This is a genomic window from Desemzia sp. C1, from assembly GCF_020882875.1.
Classification (GTDB): Bacteria; Bacillota; Bacilli; order Lactobacillales; family Carnobacteriaceae; genus Desemzia; species Desemzia incerta.
Window position 1 is genome coordinate 1 of sequence record NZ_JAJIZP010000002.1, and the last position, 21,056, is coordinate 21,056.

Annotated in this window: 18 protein-coding genes and 1 riboswitch; of the genes, 15 read left to right on the forward strand and 3 right to left on the reverse strand. The window is 37.9% G+C overall.

All coding sequences use genetic code 11. The annotated features are described in order from the left end of the window. Positions 1-180 precede the first annotated feature (180 nt). From LMF32_RS00310 to LMF32_RS00355, 10 genes are all read left to right on the forward strand, one after another. Positions 181-981, forward strand: coding sequence for an alpha/beta hydrolase (locus LMF32_RS00310; protein ID WP_230523443.1), 801 nt, complete (start codon positions 181-183; stop codon positions 979-981). 11 nt (positions 982-992) lie between these two features. After that, positions 993-1,910, forward strand: coding sequence for a sensor domain-containing diguanylate cyclase (locus tag LMF32_RS00315; RefSeq protein ID WP_188204334.1), 918 nt, complete (start codon positions 993-995; stop codon positions 1,908-1,910). 278 nt (positions 1,911-2,188) lie between these two features. Next, the gene (locus LMF32_RS00320) at positions 2,189-3,943 is read left to right on the forward strand and encodes an ABC transporter transmembrane domain-containing protein (protein WP_230523444.1); all 1,755 of its coding nucleotides are present in this window, start codon (positions 2,189-2,191) and stop codon (positions 3,941-3,943) included. A gap of 1 nt (position 3,944) precedes the next feature. Beyond that, entirely contained in the window at positions 3,945-5,735 is a 1,791-nt protein-coding gene (locus LMF32_RS00325; protein WP_230523445.1) for an ABC transporter ATP-binding protein, read from the forward strand. Between the two features lie 272 nt (positions 5,736-6,007). Beyond that, complete coding sequence (locus tag LMF32_RS00330) at positions 6,008-6,193, forward strand: hypothetical protein (protein ID WP_230523446.1); 186 nt, start codon at positions 6,008-6,010, stop codon at positions 6,191-6,193. A 20-nt stretch (positions 6,194-6,213) separates the two neighbouring features. Continuing rightward, on the forward strand, positions 6,214-6,750 hold the full coding sequence (locus tag LMF32_RS00335; RefSeq protein WP_230523447.1) for a hypothetical protein: 537 nt from the start codon (positions 6,214-6,216) through the stop codon (positions 6,748-6,750). A gap of 133 nt (positions 6,751-6,883) precedes the next feature. After that, a complete protein-coding gene (locus tag LMF32_RS00340) occupies positions 6,884-7,552 on the forward strand; it encodes a hypothetical protein (RefSeq protein ID WP_230523448.1) in 669 nt (222 codons plus the stop codon). A gap of 441 nt (positions 7,553-7,993) precedes the next feature. Next, positions 7,994-9,010 (forward strand): glycosyltransferase family 2 protein, encoded by a 1,017-nt coding sequence (locus tag LMF32_RS00345; RefSeq protein WP_092479319.1) that lies wholly within the window; start codon positions 7,994-7,996, stop codon positions 9,008-9,010. Beyond that, on the forward strand, positions 9,007-9,408 hold the full coding sequence (locus LMF32_RS00350) for a GtrA family protein (protein WP_177192475.1): 402 nt from the start codon (positions 9,007-9,009) through the stop codon (positions 9,406-9,408). The genes LMF32_RS00345 and LMF32_RS00350 overlap by 4 nt, the downstream gene beginning before the upstream one ends. A 47-nt stretch (positions 9,409-9,455) precedes the next feature. Beyond that, on the forward strand, positions 9,456-12,197 hold the full coding sequence (locus LMF32_RS00355) for a YfhO family protein (protein WP_230523449.1): 2,742 nt from the start codon (positions 9,456-9,458) through the stop codon (positions 12,195-12,197). A gap of 64 nt (positions 12,198-12,261) precedes the next feature. Here the strand turns inward: LMF32_RS00355 and LMF32_RS00360 are convergent, their stop codons facing one another. Continuing rightward, complete coding sequence (locus LMF32_RS00360; RefSeq protein ID WP_230523450.1) at positions 12,262-12,966, reverse strand: MgtC/SapB family protein; 705 nt, start codon at positions 12,964-12,966, stop codon at positions 12,262-12,264. Between the two features lie 210 nt (positions 12,967-13,176). On the opposite strand from LMF32_RS00360, the gene LMF32_RS00365 reads away from it, so the two are divergent. From LMF32_RS00365 to LMF32_RS00375, 3 genes are read left to right on the forward strand one after another with little or no spacing between them, the layout of a single operon-like run. Then, positions 13,177-13,947: a DeoR/GlpR family DNA-binding transcription regulator gene (locus LMF32_RS00365; RefSeq protein WP_230523451.1), complete on the forward strand. Its 771-nt coding sequence runs from the start codon at positions 13,177-13,179 to the stop codon at positions 13,945-13,947. Next, positions 13,925-14,839 carry a 1-phosphofructokinase gene (gene pfkB, locus LMF32_RS00370; protein ID WP_092479324.1) on the forward strand — a complete coding sequence of 305 codons (915 nt, stop codon included), beginning with the start codon at positions 13,925-13,927 and terminating at the stop codon, positions 14,837-14,839. Before LMF32_RS00365 ends, pfkB begins: the two co-directional genes overlap by 23 nt. Before the next feature lie 27 nt (positions 14,840-14,866). Beyond that, entirely contained in the window at positions 14,867-16,768 is a 1,902-nt protein-coding gene (locus LMF32_RS00375; protein ID WP_230523452.1) for a fructose-specific PTS transporter subunit EIIC, read from the forward strand. 248 nt (positions 16,769-17,016) lie between these two features. Here the strand turns inward: LMF32_RS00375 and LMF32_RS00380 are convergent, their stop codons facing one another. Next, complete coding sequence (locus tag LMF32_RS00380) at positions 17,017-17,583, reverse strand: chromate transporter (protein WP_092479326.1); 567 nt, start codon at positions 17,581-17,583, stop codon at positions 17,017-17,019. Between the two features lie 3 nt (positions 17,584-17,586). Next, on the reverse strand, positions 17,587-18,159 hold the full coding sequence (locus LMF32_RS00385) for a chromate transporter (protein ID WP_230523453.1): 573 nt from the start codon (positions 18,157-18,159) through the stop codon (positions 17,587-17,589). 254 nt (positions 18,160-18,413) lie between these two features. Between LMF32_RS00385 and LMF32_RS00390 the strand changes: the two genes are divergently transcribed. Both LMF32_RS00390 and gorA read left to right on the forward strand, forming a co-directional pair. Then, positions 18,414-19,268 carry a glycosyltransferase family 8 protein gene (locus tag LMF32_RS00390; protein ID WP_230523454.1) on the forward strand — a complete coding sequence of 285 codons (855 nt, stop codon included), beginning with the start codon at positions 18,414-18,416 and terminating at the stop codon, positions 19,266-19,268. A 47-nt stretch (positions 19,269-19,315) separates the two neighbouring features. Next, positions 19,316-20,668 (forward strand): glutathione-disulfide reductase, encoded by a 1,353-nt coding sequence (gorA, locus tag LMF32_RS00395; RefSeq protein ID WP_188204323.1) that lies wholly within the window; start codon positions 19,316-19,318, stop codon positions 20,666-20,668. 136 nt (positions 20,669-20,804) lie between these two features. Further along, positions 20,805-20,906: riboswitch (purine riboswitch) on the forward strand. Positions 20,907-21,056: the final 150 nt, after the last annotated feature.

A 21,056-nucleotide genomic window follows, 5' to 3' on the forward strand; every position in this document is an offset into this window, starting at 1 on the left:
ACTCAAATAATACACCTTTCAAAAATACTCTAACTAAATTTGTATATTAATCATTATTTATGTCTAAAATGTTCTTTATCACCGATAAAATAATAGATTATATTTTATAAGTATACAAATCGTCATTCGAATATAGTATGATTGACTCGAGATTGAAGAACAGGAAAGAGGTCGATTCTAATGAATATTGACTTTAAAGAACGACATAGTTTACACATTATCGGATCAGGTGAAAAAACGATTTTATTTATCCATGGGTTTGCTTCCAGCCAACAAGCATGGCAATGGATCACGCCCGCGTTTGAAAGTACATATAAACTGGTTTTATTGGATTTAGTCGGTTCAGGACAATCTGATCGACAAGCATATGACGAAAACCGTTACCAAACCTTGATGGGACATGTAGACGATATTATTGAGTTGTGTGATGCTCTTGAGTTAGAAAAAGTAATTGTCTTTGGTCACTCTGTCGGAGGAATGATAGGGTTATTATTAGCGGTGAAACGACCAGATTTAGTAGATCAGTTGGTGATGATAGGCACATCCCCGCGTTACTTGAACGATTTGCCAGGATACTACGGCGGATTTGATCGCGAGAGCGTCGACCAAATTCTCGAAATGATGGAATTGAATTATGCAGGATGGGCAAGCTATCTGTCATCAGTAGCTTTACCTGAGTCTGAAGGGGAAAAGGAAAGAAAGTATGTAGAAGCCAGCTTTTTATCCAGTGACCCTAAAATAGCTTGTCAATTCTTGCAAATGACCTTATTGGTAGATTATCGTGATGCTCTTAAAGCGGTTGAAACGAATACAGTGATTCTTCAATGTTCAGACGATAGTTTTGTTCCGCTGGAAGCAGCAACATATATGTCGGAGAAATTGAAAAACAGTTCATTAGTCATGTTGTCTTCTAAAGGACATTACCCGCATGTAAGCAATCCAGTAGAAACGATAGAAGCTATTAAGCGTAATTTAAAATAGGGGTTTTTAAAATGATAAGTAAACATTGGGAAGAAGCAATCGCACCTCTTGTCGCTTTGAGTTATGAAGGAGACATCATAGGTGTAAATCATGCCTTTGCAGAAATGCTGGGATACTCTACTGACGAACTGACCCAGCAACACATTGAGAAAGTGATGGATAACGGAGCTAAGTTTGTTTTCAACTCCATTCTTTATCCCAAATTAAGAATGGAAAAAAAAATTCAGGAAATTTATCTCACTCTTCAGCATAAAAATCGAGAGCCAATATATGTGATATTCAATGCACAAGTTATTGAGCCTGAGCACATCATTCATTGTTTTGTTGTGCCGATGTCTCAACGAATGGAATATGTGAAAGAAATCAGAGCAATTAATAAGGTCCTGAAAGAAACAGTGGAAGAAAAAACACGACTGCATGAGGAACTCGTAATAGTGAACCGCAAATTAAAATTTTATGCAGAGAGAGATTTTTTGACCAAACTGTATAACCGCAGGATTTTTATGAAAAAAGCGGAACAAACCTATGAAAAATTTCAACAAAGTAATCGTTTGTTTTCTTTCTGTATACTTGATGTTGATTTTTTCAAACAAGTCAACGATCAATACGGACACCATATGGGCGATGAAGTATTAATGGGATTGGCTGAAGAGATGCGGAACTACTTTGATTCTTCCTGTACACTGGCACGCTTTGGCGGGGAAGAATTTATCATTCTCTTACCTGACAAAAATGAGAAAGAAGCTTATGAAATTGCCGATCAATTTCGAGAGAGAGTGAAACTCCAGTCTTGGCACGGAGTTTCTGTGACGATTAGTTTAGGTGTAAATATGGTTTCGTACCCAAGTGAAGTCAGTGATATTATTGTTGGCGCTGATCGGGCACTTTATAAGGCTAAAGCTAATGGTCGAGACCAAGTCATGCTGTAAGTATTTTTTACAAAAAACAGTTCAGAAAAGAAGCGGCTTTGTTATAAGAAGCCAGCTTCTTTTTATGTGCACTTTAAAACAAATTAATCAAGCTTACTTGTGGTAAGCGTTATGCTTATGCTATTCTGGAGCTGGACGTTTTTAACGAGCTTAATATTTATTTTAGCCAAATAGAAAAGCTGCTGCTATTGAGAACAAATAGGAAAGATTTCTAGTTGTTCTTTTTTGTGGGCAAAGATAAAAATACACAAGGAAATAGAAAGGAAAGGATTAAAAAAATGGTTTCTACGTTTAAAAAATATGGATGGTTCTTCAAGCTGCGCTGGAAGAGCTACACATTTGGTGTTGTGGCATTGATTATCTGTGCCATATTGCAAGTTATGAATCCTAAAATTATTGGGACGGTTATTGACCACTTTGTAGAAGGAACCTTGACTTGGCCGATTTTACTGTCATGGGTCGGACTGATCGTCTTGTTTGCATTGATTATGTACGCACTACGTTATGGATGGAGAATGGCTTTATTCGGTAATTCAACATTGATCGAGTCGATTCTTCGTAATCGATTATTTTCATTTTTCACACGGATGGATGCAGAATTTTTCCACAAATACCGTACCGGAGATTTGATGGCGCATGCGACTAACGACTTGGCGGCGATTCGTTTCGTAGCTGCTGATGGAGTATTGACATTGACGGATGCCTTGTCTTTAGGTGGAGTAACATTGTTTTCAATGTTCTTTTTTATTGATTGGCAATTAACACTGGCCGCGGTCTTGCCGTTTCCGATTTTGATCGTTGTTTCTACTCGACTAGGGAAAATGATTCATTCTCGTTATCGCGGTGCTCTACAGGCATTTTCTTCGATGAACGATCACGTTCAAGAGAGTGTTACAGGAATGAAGGTCTTGAAAACTCTTGGAGAAGAAGAGGAAGATTTTTCTGCTTTCAAAAATGAAACGCATCATGTAGTAACTGAAAACCAAAGTGTTTACAAATTAAAAGCTGCTTTGAATCCCAGTATTGAAATCGTGATGGGTTTGACGTACGTCATTGCTTTATTGGTTGGCGGAAACTTTGTACAAATCGGACGAATCTCGATTGGAGATCTAGTTGCTTTCATGAGTTACATTGGAATGATGCGCTGGCCGCTATTGGCAGTGGGTGGTTTGATCAACACGCTGGAGCGCGGAAGTGCGGCGTATGATAGGGTAAATGCTTTATTGAGCTATACACCAGCTATTGTTGAAAAAGAAGATGCTTATCAAGGCGCTTTAGATGGCGACATCACATTTGATATTCAATCGTTTACTTACCCAGAAGATACTCATCCGGCATTAACTGATGTTTCTTTCACCGTAAATCAAGGGAACTTGTTGGGGATTGTCGGAAGAACAGGTGCTGGGAAAAGTACGATCTACAAGTTGTTGATGCGCGATTATGATCAATTTGAAGGCAGAGTAGCTTACAACAATATTGATATCAAAGACTATAGCTTGGAGTCTCTTAAAAAAGGAATCGCTATAGTTCCCCAAGAAAATTTCTTGTTCTCTACAACGATTCGAGAAAATATTCGCTTTGGGAATCCGCGTCTTTCACAAGAAGAGGTAGAGAAGTATGCTAAGATCGCTAATATTCATGAGGATATTCTTCAATTTCCGAATGGATACGATACAGAAGTCGGAGAACGAGGCGTTTCTTTATCTGGAGGCCAAAAACAACGGATCGCTATTGCCCGTGCCTTAGCTGTAGAACCGGAGTGTTTGATTTTAGATGATTCTCTATCAGCAGTAGATGCTCACACAGAAGAAGCGATCTTGAATTCATTGAAACAAGAAAGAAGTCATAAAACCACTATTATTTCTGCTCACCGAATCAGTTCTATTATGCATGCAGATGAAATCATCGTGATGGAAAATGGCAGTATCAGTGAACGAGGAACGCATCAAGAATTGATTGGAACACAGGGATGGTACAACGATATGTACCACAAACAACAACTGGAAATGAAGCTAGATAAGGAGGGAGTATAATATGGAAGCACAAAAACAAACTTCTTTCTCTCTCAAAGAATCTTTTAGTATTTTAAAAACGTTATTCCATTTCGCTAAACCGTTTAAGTGGTTTTACACTGTCTCATTTATCTTTTTAGCTGCGGGATCGGCTATAGCCGCATATTTACCGATAATTATTCAACGCTATATTGATACGTATTTGGCAGACGGAACGGCTACTATGGAGGTCACTGTACGAATCGTTATTTTCTATGGCATTCTGACATTGTTGAAGGCAGTTTCAGATTATGCCAAAGATTTTCTATTCAATACAGCATCTGAAAGAACGGTTGGAAACATTCGGAACCAATTATACAAAAAGGTAGTGACTCTTGGGATGCGCTACTTTGATCAAACGCCTGCTGGTACAGTGGTTTCGCGAGTAACTAATGATACCGAGACCATTAAAGAATTCTGGACAGTCTTTTTAACGATTGCTACTGGATTATTCAACGTTGTCTCAATCGGGATCGCAATGTTTGCTTTGAACTGGCGGATGGCTTTGGTATTTGTCTTGTTTATTCCATTTATTATTTGGATTGCAGGAGTTTACCGCAAGAAAAGTACATTAGTATATGGGCAAATGAGAAGAGTATTGAGTCAGTTGAATGCAAAGTTGAGTGAATCGATCAGTGGGATGAGCATCATTCAAAAATACAATCAAGAAAAAAGATTGATTGATGAATTTGATGAAGTCAATCAAGCTTATGTTGTTTCACGTCGATCCATGTACAGTATGAACGCTCTGCTATTGGCTCCGGCTATCAACGTCATTGAGTCTCTTGCTTTAGTGGCAGTCTTAATTATTTTTGGTTACCAAGATTGGAACCAGAGTGCTGTAGATATCGGGTTGGTTTATGCTTTTACCTCTTACTCGCGCTCATTTTTCCAACCTATCAGCCATATGATGAACAGCTTGAGCTCATTACAAGACGGAATTGTTTCCGGACATCGAGTGAAAGAATTATTGAACAATAATGAATTAGCTCCAACAACTAATGCTAATAGTGAGGCTAAAATCACAGATGGACACATTCGTGTCAGCAACTTGAGTTTTTCTTATGATGGAAAAAAACAAGTCTTGCGCGACATCAATTTTGAAGTGAAGCCAGGCGGAACGGTTGCATTAGTCGGTCAGACTGGATCAGGTAAAAGTTCCATTATCAACGTATTGATGCGTTTCTACGATTACTTTGATGGGGACATTACGATTGATGGGCATTCTTTAAAAGATATTCCAGTAGAAGAATTGCGCAGTAAAATGGGGTTGGTCTTGCAAGACAGTTTCTTATTTTACGGAACAATTTTGGACAACATTCGCATGTACAGTAGAGACTATACGGAAGAAGAAGTAAAGAATGCAGCCGAGTTTGTTTATGCTGATGACTTCATTAAAGACATGGATCAAGGATATCATTCAAAAGTGATTGAACGTGGAGCGAGTTTATCTGCGGGAGAAAAACAATTGATCAGTTTTGCCCGAACGATTTTACGCTCACCTCGTATCTTGATTCTTGATGAAGCAACAGCTAACATCGATACCGAAACAGAAGAGAAAATTCAAAAAGGATTAGCGAACATGCGTAAAGGTCGCACCTCGTTAATTATTGCTCATAGATTATCGACCATCAAAGATGCAGATTTGATTTTAGTAATGAAAAATGGACAAATCATCGAACACGGGACACATGATCAGTTGATTGAGAATAAAGAAACTTATTACGATATGTATCAACTGCAAACGTACCAAGAAAAAACTGGTGAAATGTAAACCGAGTAAAAGAAACACTTCCTGCTTAAGGGAAGTGTTTCTTTTTGTATTCAGATTTTTTGAACATCAAATAAAGATTGTCTTTCTATTTGAAAGCGCCTTCTATATAATGAGAGTAAATAAAAGTTGCGGAACAAAAGTGTTTGTCAGATAAGAGGAGGAAATAAAATGATGTACTTTTTGATAGACATGATTGCATCCATTGCGGAGAGTATCAGCTGGGCTAATCTTAAGAAATTGACGAATCGTCAAGAAAATAAGGAGGACGAAAAATGAAGTTCTTAAGCGGGGTCATTGCCATTTGCAGCTCGTTGTGGCTGCACGTTTATCTTTTTGGTTTACAAGAAACTTCTTCGGCTAAATTTAATGGGTCTTTTTATGTGTATGCCATAATGATGTTTGGATTGGGCGTTTTTGCACTTTATTTATCTTTTACAGAACAAAAGGAAAATAAATAAATTCCAAAGTAGAATCATTGATGCTGAGATTATTGATTATTATTGCTGTAATGGCGATACTTGTGTATTCCTTTAAGCAATCAAAGAAGTATTCACCTGCAAAACCATCTTTTAATACAGTCCTTACTTTTGATCCTGAAGTTTATGTGGATATCCGGTTTTATGAAGTATTTAGAGAATTAGCGAAATGGGAGAAAAGCGGCACTACATCGTTCAAGGGGAACGTAAATTTGTCAAAAGAAGAACTTATTAGGCTTATTTGTGAAGTATTAGACATGCCTCTGGAAAAGTTTCGTGTGACTCATTTATCAAAAACAGAAGGAGAAGAAATCGATTATATTGTTACCTTTGTAGCCATTCCAAAGCCAAGGATTGAAGACTATCCAAATTTAGAAATAATAGGGGACTGGGAAAATTATGGAAAAAACAGTTACCGCATATGGGCTAGTATTTCGCCAGAAGAATTCAAACAGTTTATTATCCAAGAACTAGCGATTCCAGAAGATAGTTTCACTATTTATTCACCTGCCGACCTGATATGGACAAGATTGTTGTAAACTGACAGGAAATGTTATTGGCTTCTGTTACAACCTTTAAGAATTGTCTTATATGACAAGGTTTTTCTAATCCTATTCAAGATAGAGTATGATGGAAGTATATTAGAGCGTGCGTAGCAGAGGAGGAGATGGAATGGCATTTTCGACATGGATTCAAGCAGAGCAATTCTATAATCGTACAGTGATGTGGATAGCTTTAGGCAGTATAGTTATTATCTTTATCGGGTTGTTTATTGTTTTTTATGCGGAGAGAAAAAAGGCTGTACGTTTTATTGGTGTTTTGACTATCGTGCTAGTATTGGTAGGGGTTTGGACGTTTGAACAACATCAACAGTATGCTTTATATTTAAAGGAATACAGCTTGACCAGTCCGCTAATACGAGACCGACAAGCTGATGCGATTGTTCCTGTTTTTTATTCGGAGCGCGAAAAAAAAGTTTACGCGCGCTTGAATGATTTAGAAAGTTTACAAGAACTTAGTCTGTATGAAGAAAAAGACCATTCTATACCAATCCATTATCTTGGAGAAAGTCAATTTTTGCACTATTTTGAATACGAAGGAAAGATCTTCCATACTTCAAGCAGAATCCTCTATACGGATGATGTTTCGGATGCGCAAATAGTAGGAAGTGAATTTACATTAAAAGATCCTAGATATATGGAAATCGGGTTCAATAATGATTTAAACACAATGTTCCGTGCCATTGAAGTAAATGAAAAAAATAGACAGAAAAGTTATACTCCTGAAGCGGGGCAATACATTCCATCAATAAAAGAAGTTTTCCATCAATGGAATTTTTAAGGACAACGCACTACTGATTCAGCTTTTTTTATTGGTTCTTTTTTCAGCTTTTCAGTTCTTTATAAGATTCAAAGATATCTAAGACAACCAACAAATAAACAACTAGATTAAACAAGTGCAACGTGTAACCAGTTAGAAAATCGAGCTGAATATTGGACAAGTAAGTGATATAAAAAACAATCTAAATAAGATCCTCATTTTTCTAAAAATGGTTAACACCTCCAGAGTCATAGATTCAGTTTAAAACAATTATTCAAAAATAGATAGCATTCAAATACCATTCCATAGTAAGAACCTGACTGTTTTGATGAAAATAGCAAGGTTCTTTTTTCGTTTTAAATAACAAGTTAGTAGCACATTAATAGACGTTCCAACCTGACTAAGGTATAATTTGAGGGATGAAATAAAATGTGAAAGACAAAGACTGAAAGGTAGTTATCAATGAAAACTATTACAATTTTAGTTCCAGCATACAATGAAGAAGAGGTACTTGAACAGATGTATAGTGTGTTGGTCTCTGTTTGCAATCAATTGACCAACTACAAATTTGAGTTTCTTTTTGTGAACGACGGTAGTAAAGATCGAACGTTAGAAATTGTTAAACAACTGAAAGAAAGAGATGCTCGTGTAGAATACGTAGATCTTTCACGCAATTTCGGAAAAGAAATAGCCATGTCGGCTGGGTTTGATTATGCCAGCGGAGACGGCTTGATTATTATGGACGCTGATCTGCAGCATCCTCCAGAAGTCATTGAAGAGATGATTTACTGGTGGGAACAGGGATACGACGATGTTTATGCGATTCGCAGAAAACGTGAAGGGGAAAGCAAGTTGAAAAAGCTGACCTCTAAAACGTATTACAAACTGTTGCAGAAAGTGTCTAAAGAAGAGATCATTCCAGATGCAGGGGACTTCCGCTTGTTAGACAAAAAATGTATCGAAGCCTTATCTCAGTTGAGAGAACATGCTCGTTATACCAAAGGAATGTACAATTGGATTGGTTTTAAGAAAAAAGAAATCAGTTATGATGCAGACCCAAGAGCTGGTGGTGAAACGAAGTGGAAGTTCAGTGCGTTACTGACTCTGGCAATCAATGGGGTGACGTCTTACAGTACGCTGCCGTTGAAAGTGTGGTCTATAGTAGGGGTTATTATTTCGTTATTAGGATTTATTTATTTGTTTGTCGAAATCATGCGCACGATTTTTATGGGCAATTCAGTGGCGGGATATCCTTCTTTAATTGCAGGTATTCTGTTCCTTGGTGGAATCCAATTGATTTCTCTTGGGGTAATCGGAGAGTATTTAGGGCGAGTGTTTGTTGAAACGAAAGACCGTCCTTTATATTTTGTTCAAGAGACCTCAGAAGAAAAGAAACAACGGGAGAAGAGAGAAGTTTCTCATACTTTGAACGAACAAGAAAAAACAGAAAGCGTTGGTCATGACAAATGGAATTCATAAAAAAAATGTATGTTAAATACGAAGAAGCCATTATTTATTTAGTGTTTGGTGTGTTAACGACAGTCGTCAATATCGTGTCGTTTTATTTATTAGACACGGTGCTAGGTGTACAATATTTGATCGCGAATTTAGTATCGATCATCGTATCGATTCTTTTTGCCTTTTTTACGAATAAGAAATATGTGTTCAAATCAAAATCAGAGAGTTTCCAGAGTTGGATGAAAGAATTTATTTTGTTCTGCAGTTTTAGAGCTCTTTCAGGTGTATTTGATATGTTGAGCATGTGGATATTGGTAGATTTCCTTACTCTCGATACAAATATAGCTAAGATAGCTACCCAATTTATTGTGGTTGTGCTGAATTACTTTTTCAGTAAATTCTTTGTATTCAAAAGATAGTATTTACTGAAAAATAATGAAGAGAAAAGAGATTGGTGGTTAGCGTTATGGAACAAATTCAACGAAGCACGAAAAAGAATACCTCAAAAGAAATTTTGTGGTATTCTCTTTTATTTTTGATTACAATGGCATCCATCTATGGATACTTCATGGTTAGCGGAACTTCCTTTATATGGGAAAGTGACGGATTCACTCAACATTATTTGTTGTTTAAAGATTATGTAGGCATGTGGCAAGAATTTATCCAGCACCCATCTGGCGGGTTCCAAAATTGGGATTGGACAATAGGTCTGGGCGCTGATGTGATCAGTTCTTACGGATATTATGTAGTAGGAGATCCGTTCGTTTATTTAGGGTTATTGTTTCCGCAGTCGATGATGGAGTTTGCCTTTCACTTTTTGATTGTTTTAAGAATCTACTGTATTGGTTTGGCATTTATGTTTTACGCACGTAAAATGAATGTCAGCGGAGCAGGATTATTGGTAGGGACTTTTGTTTACACGTTCTCTCATTACGTGACACTGAATGCTACAAGGCACCCATTCTTTTTAATGCCGATGATTTTCTTTCCGTTACTTTGTTTGGGAGTAGAAAAGATATTGCGAAAAGAGTCCGCATTGTTGTTCGCTGCGGTAGTGTGCGTCAGTGCAACAAGCAACTTTTACTTTTTCTATAAATTGACCGTTTTGATTTTTATTTATGCGATCTTTCGTTATTTTGAGTTGGGAATACCGCTGAAAAAAATCTGGAAGTATTTCTGGAAAGCCTTGTCTCACTATTTAATTGGAGTGTGTATGTCAGCAGTGGTATTGTTTCCTGTAATCTGGGGATTTCTACAATCTTCCAGAGAACCAGGAACGTTTGCCAGCGGAATGACAGTGTACCCATTACAGTATTACGTTAACCTTTTAGCAAATATCTTTATTTCAGAAAGTTACTTGTGGACAGTTTTGGGATTTGCCGGAATCGTGATGTTAGTGATTCCATTGTTCTTTGTTAGACGGAAAGTTTTTGGAGCTATTCCTTATATGATGGTGTTATTCTTGGTCATGCTTCTATTTCCGGCATTCGGCTCTGTTATGAATGGATTATCTGGTCCATATAACCGGTGGACATTTATTATCCCACTACTGCTGGGTGTAGCAGTAGCGCGCTTGTATCAATACCGATTTGATTGGAATAAGAAAGACCGCTTAGCGATGCTTGCAGGATGGTTGTTTTTTGGTGGAGTAGCACTTTTTTTTCAAATCATTGGAGAATTTTCGTGGGCTAGAACAGTTCCAGTTGCAGCAGCTTTTCTGGTATGGGCTTTATTAGAAATAACAGCTCGCAGGAAAGAAAAAGGCAAACTGACAAATGGTTGGGAAAAAGTTGTTTCAGCTGTTATTTTCTTGTCAGTGATCGGTAATGTGATTTTCAATGCTCAAGAATATTATTATCCTATGGGACAAAACAAAGTAGCTGCCTTACTGCCTTATGGAACAGCAAATGACCAGTATGAGCAAGTATTTGATGAAATTGAAAAAGAGATTCCTCCTGTTTCAAAAGACGACATTTTCCGTATTGGGCTTACAGCTAAAGACAATCACATCCGCAATCATATGGTTTATTTAGAACGGATGGGGATGAACTCCTATCTTTCTATCACCAACGGGTCGGTGGCGCAGTTTGCTCGTCAACTGGAATTGGGCTCGTTTCAATTGATCCAACCGGTACGAAATGGAATGGATGACCGAAGAATAGCAAATCATATGTTAGGCGTGCGGTATATCGTGACAGAGGTTTCGAATGAAAAATATTTGCCGTACGGCTACGAAGTGATTTCCCGTTCTGAGGGAGAGAACGCTCATTTGATCGCAGAGACAGATCAATCTTATCCTTTTGCATATGCAAATTCTGTTGTGATGGATAACGAGGAGTTTGAAAAACTGAATCCTGTAGAAAAAGAGGAGTTTTTATCTATAGGTTTTACTGCAGCAGCTGATGAAGCTGACATCAATCAGTTAGATTCGTTCGATTCATCACTTTCGACAAAAGAAATTGCGCACACGGTTCGTAGTGAGGACAAAAATAAACTCACTATTGAAAATGGGCAAGTGCTCGTTCAAGACAGTGATGGGAAATTACTGATTGAATTAGAGGATGTAAAGGATATTCAACAGTCAGAAGTATACGTACACTTAAAAGGAATGGATTTTGAACCTAATCCAAGTAAAACGTATCATCGAGTGAATACCAGCTTTAATACTAAAGTAGCCTTTAATGGACGAACTAAAACAATTCATCAATCAGACAAGCAGAGTTTCAGTTCATACATTCATCGTAAAAAGATGTTGTTTAACTTAGGTTATCAAGCAGAATCTGAATCTAATACCATCACGGTCCAATTTGAAAAGCCTGGAGCCTATGATTTAGAAGACATCACGATTTATGCTTTGCCGGTAGATCAAGAGAGCTACAATGAAAAAGTAGCTGAGAAATCAGCGCATCAATTAGATGTGACGACATTTGAGAACGAATCTATAGAAGGGACGATCACTCAAGAAGAGGACGCTGTTTTAGTGACAAGCATTCCTTATTCTGTAGGGTGGTCAGCTGAGGTGAACGGGGAAGAAGTAGAGACCATAAAAGTCAATTATGGATTTATCGGGATTCCTTTAAAAGCAGGAACTTCTCAAGTAGCATTTTCTTACGAAACGCCGTTCTTAAAAATTGGCTTCGTTGTTAGTTTAATCGGTGTAGTATTATTTGCAGTTGAAAGTGTTAGAAGAAAAAAGAATAAGAAATAATAAAAGAAACCGATTCTTGAACTCGTTCAAGAATCGGTTTCTTTTTCTGCAAAATTAGTGTAGGTTATTTTTCCTTGAGCGTGCTGATGTGATGTACGTCATTGATAGCGATCACTTCATCAATTAATTGAGTCATCTCCATTTCCTCAGGTAAACCGATACTGTAATAATTTGAGTAATGAATTTCAGAGTCTTTGCTGTACTCTAAACTGTGTTCTTCACTAAAAACTTTTATATTATGAACTTCAAAGTAGCGGTTCAGCTCGATATGAGTATGTTTACCAATATATTTGATATTCACTAATCGGACATTTGGAGCTCCGAATAATCTTTTAATAATTCTCAATACGATGAGAACAGCTAACGTACTGATGATAGCTAGAAAATAATACCCCATCCCTACTGCGATACCAATACCGGCGATCGCCCAAATCGAAGCTGCTGTAGTCAGACCAGAAACATTTCGCTTAGTCACTATAATGGTCCCAGCGCCCAAAAAACCAATCCCGCTGACGATTTGAGCAGTCAGTCGAATAAAATCAGTAGTCAAGACTCCCTCTAAATCAGGATTAGCAATGACCATCCTAATGATGTCGTAACTGGCTTCTACTTGTACCATAGCAATGATAGCAGATCCTACAGAAACGAGCATATGAGTTCTTAAGCCGGCATTGTGCCCTTTTGCTTCACGTTCAAACCCAATAGCACTGCCGCAAATAATAGCCATACCAATTCGAACTAAAATTTCCAGATTACTCAATTCATACATAAAAAAACCCTCTCGTAAGTAAGGATATGCGCAAAACTATCATTGATTGATTATTTCGTCTTGTTTTTCATTTTAAATATACCTTTGAGGGTAAAAATTGTCAAAGAAAGAAACCGAGTAAGAATAAGGCTTAAACGCTAAGAAACACTCATAAATTTGATTGTTTTTGAATGGATTTGGTGGTAAAATGAAGAGTGCAGGAGGTGGCTTATGTTAACTGAAGAACGTTACCAATATATTTTGGATCAACTGACGCAACATGGGTTGGTGAAATCTCAAGAATTAATCAAAGAAATGAATTGTTCTGAATCTACGTTACGTCGAGATTTAGATGCTCTTGAAGAAAAAGGGATGCTGGTTCGAGTTCACGGGGGGGCTAAACGTCTCTATGAAATAGAACGAGAAATTCCCATTACCGAAAAAACATCCAAAAACATTCAAGAAAAAAAGGAAATAGCTGAATATGCATCTTCTCTTGTACAAGATGGAGATACAATCTTCTTAGATGCCGGAACAACTACATTGTATATGATTCCGTTTTTGAAACAGAAAAAAATTCGTATCGTGACAAATGCAGTGCAGCATGCTCACCTATTAGCAGATCAAGAAAATGAAGTGGTTTTAATCGGCGGAGTATTAAAAAACACCACTAAAGCTGTTATAGGAGCAGTAGGTTGTGCTCAGTTGAGCCAATACAATTTTAATAAAGCGTTTCTAGGGATAAATGGTGTAGATCTTGAATATGGTTTCACGACTCCTGATCCAGAAGAAGCGGCTATCAAGCAGCAAGCCATCAAAAATAGTGCAAAAGTATTTATTTTAACCGATAACAGCAAATTCAATACAGTAACCTTTGTCAAAGTAGAGGATATCGACGGGGCAACGATTTTGACAAACTCTCTGAACAAAAAAGAATTTGGTGCTTATTTTGAAGCAACTAAGATAATGGAGGTAAAACATGATTTACACAGTAACACTTAATCCATCGATTGATTACATTGTGCAACTTCCCACCGTTCAATTGGGGGAACTGAACCGCATGACAGGCGACATCAAGCTGCCAGGCGGAAAAGGTATCAATGTTTCGCGTGTATTAAACAACATTGGGCAAGAATCCACAGCGCTAGGTTTCATTGGAGGCTTCACAGGCCGATTCATTACGGATTGGCTGAAAAAAGAAGCTGTTGGGACAGATTTTGTTGAGATCGAACAAGATACACGAATCAATGTAAAAGTAAAAGCAGATATCGAAACAGAAATCAATGCAGCAGGACCAGCAGTCTCCGAAAAAGAGTCTGAACAATTATTGCAGCAAATGGATGCTTTAACTGCAGACGATATCGTTGTTTTATCAGGAAATAAACCGCCAACATTGCCAGAAGATTTTTACCAGCAAATGGTTAAAAAAATCTCAGCGGCTGGAGCAGATTTCGTGATTGATACTACTGGGAAAGAATTGATGAATGCAATCGGTTCTCGTCCGTTGTTGGTTAAACCAAACCATCACGAGTTGGCAGATTTGTTTGAAACAACTTTTGACTCTGTGGAAGACATCATTCCATACGGCAAGAAGTTGATTGAATTAGGTGCAAAATATGCGGTTATCTCTATGGCAGGTGACGGAGCATTGTTCTTTACTGAATCAGCGGCTTACCGAGCTACGGTACCTAAAGGACAAGTGAAGAATTCAGTTGGTGCTGGAGACTCTATGATCGCTGGATTTATCGGCGCATTAGTCAGCACTAAAGATCCATTAGAAGCTTTCAAAAAAAGTGTGGCAACAGGAAGCGCCACAGCATTTTCAGACGACTTAGCTACTAAAGAAGCTATCGAGGCATTAGTAGAACAAGTAGAAATCAAAAAGATTGATTAACCAAAACTTACAGGAGGATAAAAAAAGATGAAAATGAAAGACATTTTAATCAAAGATGTTATGATCATGGATCTAAAAGCTCAAACTAAAGAAGCTGCTATCGACGAAATGATCGCCAGCTTAAAAGAAAACAACCGTATTAGTGACGTAGAAACGTTTAAAGAAGGTATCTTGAATCGTGAGAGCCTTTCTTCAACAGGTCTTGGAGATGGGATCGCAATGCCGCATGCGAAAAACAAAGCGGTTAAGGAAGCAACAGTTTTATTTGCTAGAAGCAACTCAGGTATTGATTACAATTCTTTAGATGGTCAACCAGCTTTCTTGTTCTTTATGATTGCAGCTCCAGAAGGGGCTAACGATGTTCATTTGGACGCATTGGCGAACCTATCTCGCTTATTGATCCGTCCGGATTTTGTAGCATCATTAAAAAATGCTTCTACTGCTGATGAAGTTCAAGAATTGTTTACAGCAGCAGAAGAAGTGGAAGAAGAATCAAATACTGTAGAAGAAACTACAGCACCTGCTGCAGAAGAAAGACCTTATGTCGTAGCTGTAACAGCTTGTCCTACAGGGATTGCGCATACCTTTATGGCTGAAGATGCTTTGAAAAAGAAAGCAGCTGAAATGGGCGTAGACATCAAAGTAGAAACAAACGGAAGCGGCGGAATCAAAAACCGTCTGACAGCTCAAGACATCGAACGTTCTGTTGGTGTTATCGTAGCTGCGGACAAACAAGTTGAAATGGCTCGTTTTGACGGCAAACCAGTATTGCAACGTCCAGTAAGTGATGGAATCCGCAAAACAGAAGAATTGATCACAAAAGCGATCAACCAACAAGCACCAATTTTTTCAGCTGGCGATCGTAAAGCTGAAGCAAGTAATGACAACGAAGAAAAAGGTTCTGTATGGAACAAAGTTTATAAAGATTTGATGAACGGAATTTCTCACATGCTGCCATTTGTAGTCGGCGGCGGAATCTTAATGGGTCTTTCATTCTTATTTGAAAGCTGGTTAGGTAAAGAGAGTGAAATCTTCTTATTCTTGAACTCAATCGGAAGCCAAGCGTTTAATTTCTTGATTCCTATTCTAGCAGGTTACATTGCACTTAGTATTGCTGACCGCCCTGCATTGATGCCTGGTATGGTTGGTGGAGCGATGGCTGTTGCCAGCAACGCTGGATTCTTGGGTGGTTTAGCAGCTGGTTTCTTAGCAGGTTACTTAATGATCGGCTTGCAAAAAGGTTTGCGCAACTTGCCTAAATCGCTAGAAGGTATCAAATCAATCTTGTTGTTCCCAGTACTTGGTTTATTGCTGATTGGATTAATAATGTATTTCGTTGTTGGACCAATTTTTGGTACGATCAATGAAGCAATGATTACATTCTTAGAAAACCTTGGAACTGGAAATGCAGTTATTCTGGGAGCTCTATTAGGTGGAATGATGTCCATCGATATGGGTGGTCCATTCAATAAAGCTGCATACGCATTTTCTATCGGTATCTTTACGGATACAGGTGACGGAAGCTTGATGGCTGCTGTTATGGCCGGAGGAATGGTTCCGCCATTAGCTATCGCATTAGCAAGCACATTGTTCAAAAACAAATTCAATACAGACGAAAGAAAATCTGCTTTGTCTAATTACGTTATGGGAATTTCATTCATCACTGAAGGTGCGATTCCATTTGCCGCAGCTGATCCATTGCGCGTCATTGGTTCTTCAGTAGTCGGGTCTGCTATTGCAGGTGGATTGACTCAATTATGGAATGTCACTGTACCAGCACCACACGGTGGAGTATTCGTAGCTGGTCTTTCTAATCATGTTGGATTGTTCCTTCTAGCAATCTTAATCGGGATGGTTGTAGGGGCTGTTATCTTGGGACTATGGAGAAAACCAGTTGAAAGCAATGATTCAGGATTAGAACTAAAATAATCAACTAAAAAAAGTTGCTCCCGCATGAAGAGTTGATCTTCATAGGGGGCAACTTTTTTAGGTGTTTTCCAGTTTGGTGTGAAGGCGGAAATCGGCCATCAGCTCCTAGAAACAACTGCTCATGGCTGAAAAATAATTTAAAAAGGCCATGAGGACGATTTAGTACCGTCTCATGGCTGAACAATCATTTTTTTCGGTCATGACGCATCATATTTATTGATTCATGGCTGATAATGTGCTGATCTGCTTTAAAGAATAACGTAATAGATCAAGATTCCGGCGAAACCTGAAAGGATCATAACGTGAATCGGACCAAGCTTGGTTTTGCGCAAAATGGCCAAACCGATACTAAACAGGATTACTGAGATCCAGTTTAAGTCGCTGAAAGCAATAGGGAAGCTTTCTGCACCAAACATAGCCGTCAAGAAAATCGTCAATCCAGCAGAAGCAATCAGTGCCACTACAGCTGGACGCAACCCTTGAAGGATACCATCCATAAGAGGGATTCCTTTATATTTGTAATATACTGTAGCTAGTATGATCACTATGATGCAAGATGGGGCGATACATCCAAGAGTAGCAACAATTGAACCTGGAAGTCCGGCCACTTTTGTACCGACAAAAGTAGAAGTATTAATGGCTATCGGACCAGGAGTCATTTGAGAAATCGTAATGATGTCAACGAACTCTGTACTCGACAACCAATTGTTTTGGTGGATAACTTGTTCTTCGATCAAAGGCAAAGCAGCATATCCGCCGCCAAAACTGAATAAACCGACTTGGAAGAAACTCCAAAATAATTGTAAGTAAACCATGCTTTATGAGTCCCCCTTTTGGTTATGAGATCCTCGTAGTGATGTATAAGCACCTACAGCACCACAAATCAATAAAATAATGACAATGTTGATGTTTAATAAGATAGCGGCGATAAAAGCTAAAATCATCATGACGATGGGCAAAACTTGTTTGGCTTTAATGATTTTTGCAGCCATATCGATTACAACGCTCACAATAACGGCTGCAACTCCTGCCTGCATTCCTAAAAGGAGAGCACTGACCACTGGATTATCTCTAAAAGCTTGATAGAAATAAGAAATAATCGTAATGATGATCAGAGGAGGAAAGATAGTACCTATGACTGCTATCAAAGAACCTAAGATCCCAGCCATTCTGTACCCCACAATAATAGAGGTGTTTACGGCGATAGGGCCGGGAGCAGATTGACCTATTGCGACTAGATCCAGCATTTCCTCTTCATCGATCCATTGTAGTTCTTTAACGAACCGTTTTTGCATGAGGGGCACAATGACGTAACCTCCGCCAAATGTAAAAGCACTTAATGTAAAAGTAGAAAGAAATAATGTCCAATAAAATTTAATATCTTTTTCCATTTGAACCTCCTGTATAAATAATGACAATATGTACTTCATATATTATACCGTAAATGAGAAAAGGTTTCATTTCATGGAAGTTGAATTCCTTATATTTTATATAAATGAAAACAAAAACACCTCTCTTTCATTCCAAATATGATATGCTTAATTATGAGGAAAGATATCATTGAATGAACAAAAGTATGGTTTTATAACCAGGAAGTAAATTTTACAGTGATGAAACTTTAATTATATAAAGTAGGAGATCAAAAATGAATGTATTAGTGACGTGTAATGAGAATTATATCCCGCCCCTTAAAACCATGTTGTGGTCATTATTCAAATCCAACATGGGGGAACAGTTTACCATTTATTTTATGCACAATAATATGGCAGAGAATAGATTGGAAGAATTAGATTTATTCATGAAGAGAAATGGCCAAGAATTTTATCCAATTGATGGCAGTGATTTATTTGAAGAAGAGACTACAGTGAATCGTTATTACTCGATTGAAATGTATTATCGATTATTGGCGCCGTTTGTTTTGCCAGATGAAGTAGATCGGATTCTTTATTTGGATCCAGATATCATCAACTTAAACCCTGTTTCTGATTTCTACCATCAAGATTTCAAAGGGAATTTGTTTGTGACGACCACTCATGATTATTTGACGAAATGGATACAGCCAATCAATAATATTCGGTTAAATACATTGGAATCAAAAGGGTATTTCAATACGGGGATATTATTGATGAACTTGCCTGCCATTCGCTTGAGCAAAACAAAAGAAGACATCTTTTCTGGAATCGAACTGAATAAGAATCGATTACTGCTGCCAGATCAAGATGTTTTCAATCATCTATATTGGGACTCAATTTTAGAAGCGGATTGGAGAATCTATAATTTAGACCCGCGGTATTACTCAAAAGCCAATGTGGTTTTTCCAAAAGATTACAATTTGGAATGGGTAGAAGAAGAAGTGGTGTTTATCCACTATTGCGGCAAACAAAAGCCATGGAATAAAAAAGAGGCTTACAAATACAAGCTTGGTCATTATTATGATCAATATGAACAAGAACATCTACAAGGATTCCCTCAATCGTTAGATTTTGTCCTTGAAGAATAGCGGGAAACTCGTTAACCTATAGAAAATAGAGAAAGAAGGAAATTAGAATGTCAAAACATTATGATTACATTGCTATCGGCGGCGGTAGTGGAGGAATTGCTTCAATCAATCGTGCGGGTATGCACGGAGCTAAAGTAGCTATCGTAGAGGCTAATGAATTGGGCGGAACATGTGTCAACGTCGGTTGTGTACCTAAAAAAGTAATGTGGCATGGTGCTCAATTAATGGACGAAATGAAATTGTATGCTGAAGATTACGGAATCAGTTATTCAGACATGCAAGTAAACTATTCAAAATTGGTCTTGAATCGAGAAAAATACATCGACCGTCTGCATACAGTTTACAAAAAAGGATTGGACAGCAATGGGGTCGATTTGATCAAAGGATTCGCTAAGTTCGTAGACAACCATACGATTGAAGTAAACGGCGAACAATATACAGCTGATCACATTTTGATTGCAACAGGGGGCTATCCTGAAAGACCGAACATTCCAGGACAAGAATACGGTATAGATTCAGACGGTTTCTTCGCTTTAACAGAATTGCCAAAACGAGTGGCTATTATCGGAGCAGGATACATTGCTGTTGAATTGGCTGGTGTGACTCACGGACTAGGTGCAGATACTCATTTATTTGTGCGCAGAAATGCACCGCTTAGAACATTTGATTCAATCATCAGTGAAGGACTTGTAGAAACGATGGAAAGAGAAGGAGCGACTCTGCACACTCACTCTATTCCGAAAAAAGTAGAAAAAAATGAAGATGATAGTCTAACAATTTACTTTGAAGACGGTTCTTCTCACACTACAGATACGATTATCTGGGCTGTTGGCCGTAAACCAAATACTGCAAACTTGAATTTAGAAGCTACAGATGTTGAATTGAACCCAGAAGGCTATATCAAAGTAGATGAATACCAAAATACTAACGTAGACGGGATTCACTCTATTGGAGATGTAACTGGACGCATTGAGCTGACTCCAGTAGCTATTGCAGCTGGACGACGTTTGTCAGAGCGCTTGTTTAACGGAAAAACGAATGAAAAGTTAGACTATACGAACATCCCGTCTGTGATTTTCAGCCATCCGCCTATCGGAACGATTGGTTTTACAGAAGAAGAAGCCATCGAAAAATACGGTTCTGAAAATATCAAAATCTATCAAACAAAATTCACTTCGATGCACAGTGCAATCACGAAAAATCGTCAACGGACATATATGAAATTAGTCTGCTACGGTAAAGAGGAAAAAGTTATTGGATTGCATGGTTTAGGAAATGGAATGGATGAAATGCTTCAAGGTTTTGCAGTAGCGATTAAAATGGGTGCTACAAAAGCTGATTTTGACAATACAGTTGCCATTCATCCTACCGGAGCAGAAGAATTTGTAACAATGAGATAATAGAGCAAAAAGAACGGTTGAGTTTCAGCCGTTCTTTTTTGTGCACATAAACAATAGGTAAACACGAACATTAAACGGTTTTTTATTATTAATTATATGACTTTGTCTTGTCATTTTCCAAAATACCGGCTATAATGATGGAGCAAAAGGAAAATCTAATATAATTTAAGCGATATGGGCTTTGAAGTTTCTACTGAACACCGTAAAAGGTTCAACTATTAGAGAAATAAATAGAGCGTGTGATCAAGCTGATGATATGCAGCTTGATGTTTTAATTGTGGATCAGTTTTATGGTTCTTATTGTTTTTTTATTTTTTTCCACAAAGACACCAGTGTTTCTTTAAAGAGACTTTATGACCCTTTTTCTTACTTTATAAAAGAGCGAATA

What these genes read in the sequence shown, in the direction of transcription:
- LMF32_RS00310 (WP_230523443.1), top strand. Translation starts at nt 181, where the DNA reads ATGAATATTGACTTTAAAGAACGACATAGTTTACACATTATCGGATCA.
- LMF32_RS00315 (WP_188204334.1), top strand. Translation starts at nt 993, where the DNA reads ATGATAAGTAAACATTGGGAAGAAGCAATCGCACCTCTTGTCGCTTTG.
- LMF32_RS00320 (WP_230523444.1), top strand. Translation starts at nt 2,189, where the DNA reads ATGGTTTCTACGTTTAAAAAATATGGATGGTTCTTCAAGCTGCGCTGG.
- LMF32_RS00325 (WP_230523445.1), top strand. Translation starts at nt 3,945, where the DNA reads ATGGAAGCACAAAAACAAACTTCTTTCTCTCTCAAAGAATCTTTTAGT.
- LMF32_RS00330 (WP_230523446.1), top strand. Translation starts at nt 6,008, where the DNA reads ATGAAGTTCTTAAGCGGGGTCATTGCCATTTGCAGCTCGTTGTGGCTG.
- LMF32_RS00335 (WP_230523447.1), top strand. Translation starts at nt 6,214, where the DNA reads ATGCTGAGATTATTGATTATTATTGCTGTAATGGCGATACTTGTGTAT.
- LMF32_RS00340 (WP_230523448.1), top strand. Translation starts at nt 6,884, where the DNA reads ATGGCATTTTCGACATGGATTCAAGCAGAGCAATTCTATAATCGTACA.
- LMF32_RS00345 (WP_092479319.1), top strand. Translation starts at nt 7,994, where the DNA reads ATGAAAACTATTACAATTTTAGTTCCAGCATACAATGAAGAAGAGGTA.
- LMF32_RS00355 (WP_230523449.1), top strand. Translation starts at nt 9,456, where the DNA reads ATGGAACAAATTCAACGAAGCACGAAAAAGAATACCTCAAAAGAAATT.
- LMF32_RS00360 (WP_230523450.1), bottom strand. Translation starts at nt 12,966, where the DNA reads ATGTATGAATTGAGTAATCTGGAAATTTTAGTTCGAATTGGTATGGCT.
- LMF32_RS00365 (WP_230523451.1), top strand. Translation starts at nt 13,177, where the DNA reads ATGTTAACTGAAGAACGTTACCAATATATTTTGGATCAACTGACGCAA.
- pfkB (WP_092479324.1), top strand. Translation starts at nt 13,925, where the DNA reads ATGATTTACACAGTAACACTTAATCCATCGATTGATTACATTGTGCAA.
- LMF32_RS00375 (WP_230523452.1), top strand. Translation starts at nt 14,867, where the DNA reads ATGAAAATGAAAGACATTTTAATCAAAGATGTTATGATCATGGATCTA.
- LMF32_RS00380 (WP_092479326.1), bottom strand. Translation starts at nt 17,583, where the DNA reads ATGGTTTACTTACAATTATTTTGGAGTTTCTTCCAAGTCGGTTTATTC.
- LMF32_RS00385 (WP_230523453.1), bottom strand. Translation starts at nt 18,159, where the DNA reads ATGGAAAAAGATATTAAATTTTATTGGACATTATTTCTTTCTACTTTT.
- LMF32_RS00390 (WP_230523454.1), top strand. Translation starts at nt 18,414, where the DNA reads ATGAATGTATTAGTGACGTGTAATGAGAATTATATCCCGCCCCTTAAA.
- gorA (WP_188204323.1), top strand. Translation starts at nt 19,316, where the DNA reads ATGTCAAAACATTATGATTACATTGCTATCGGCGGCGGTAGTGGAGGA.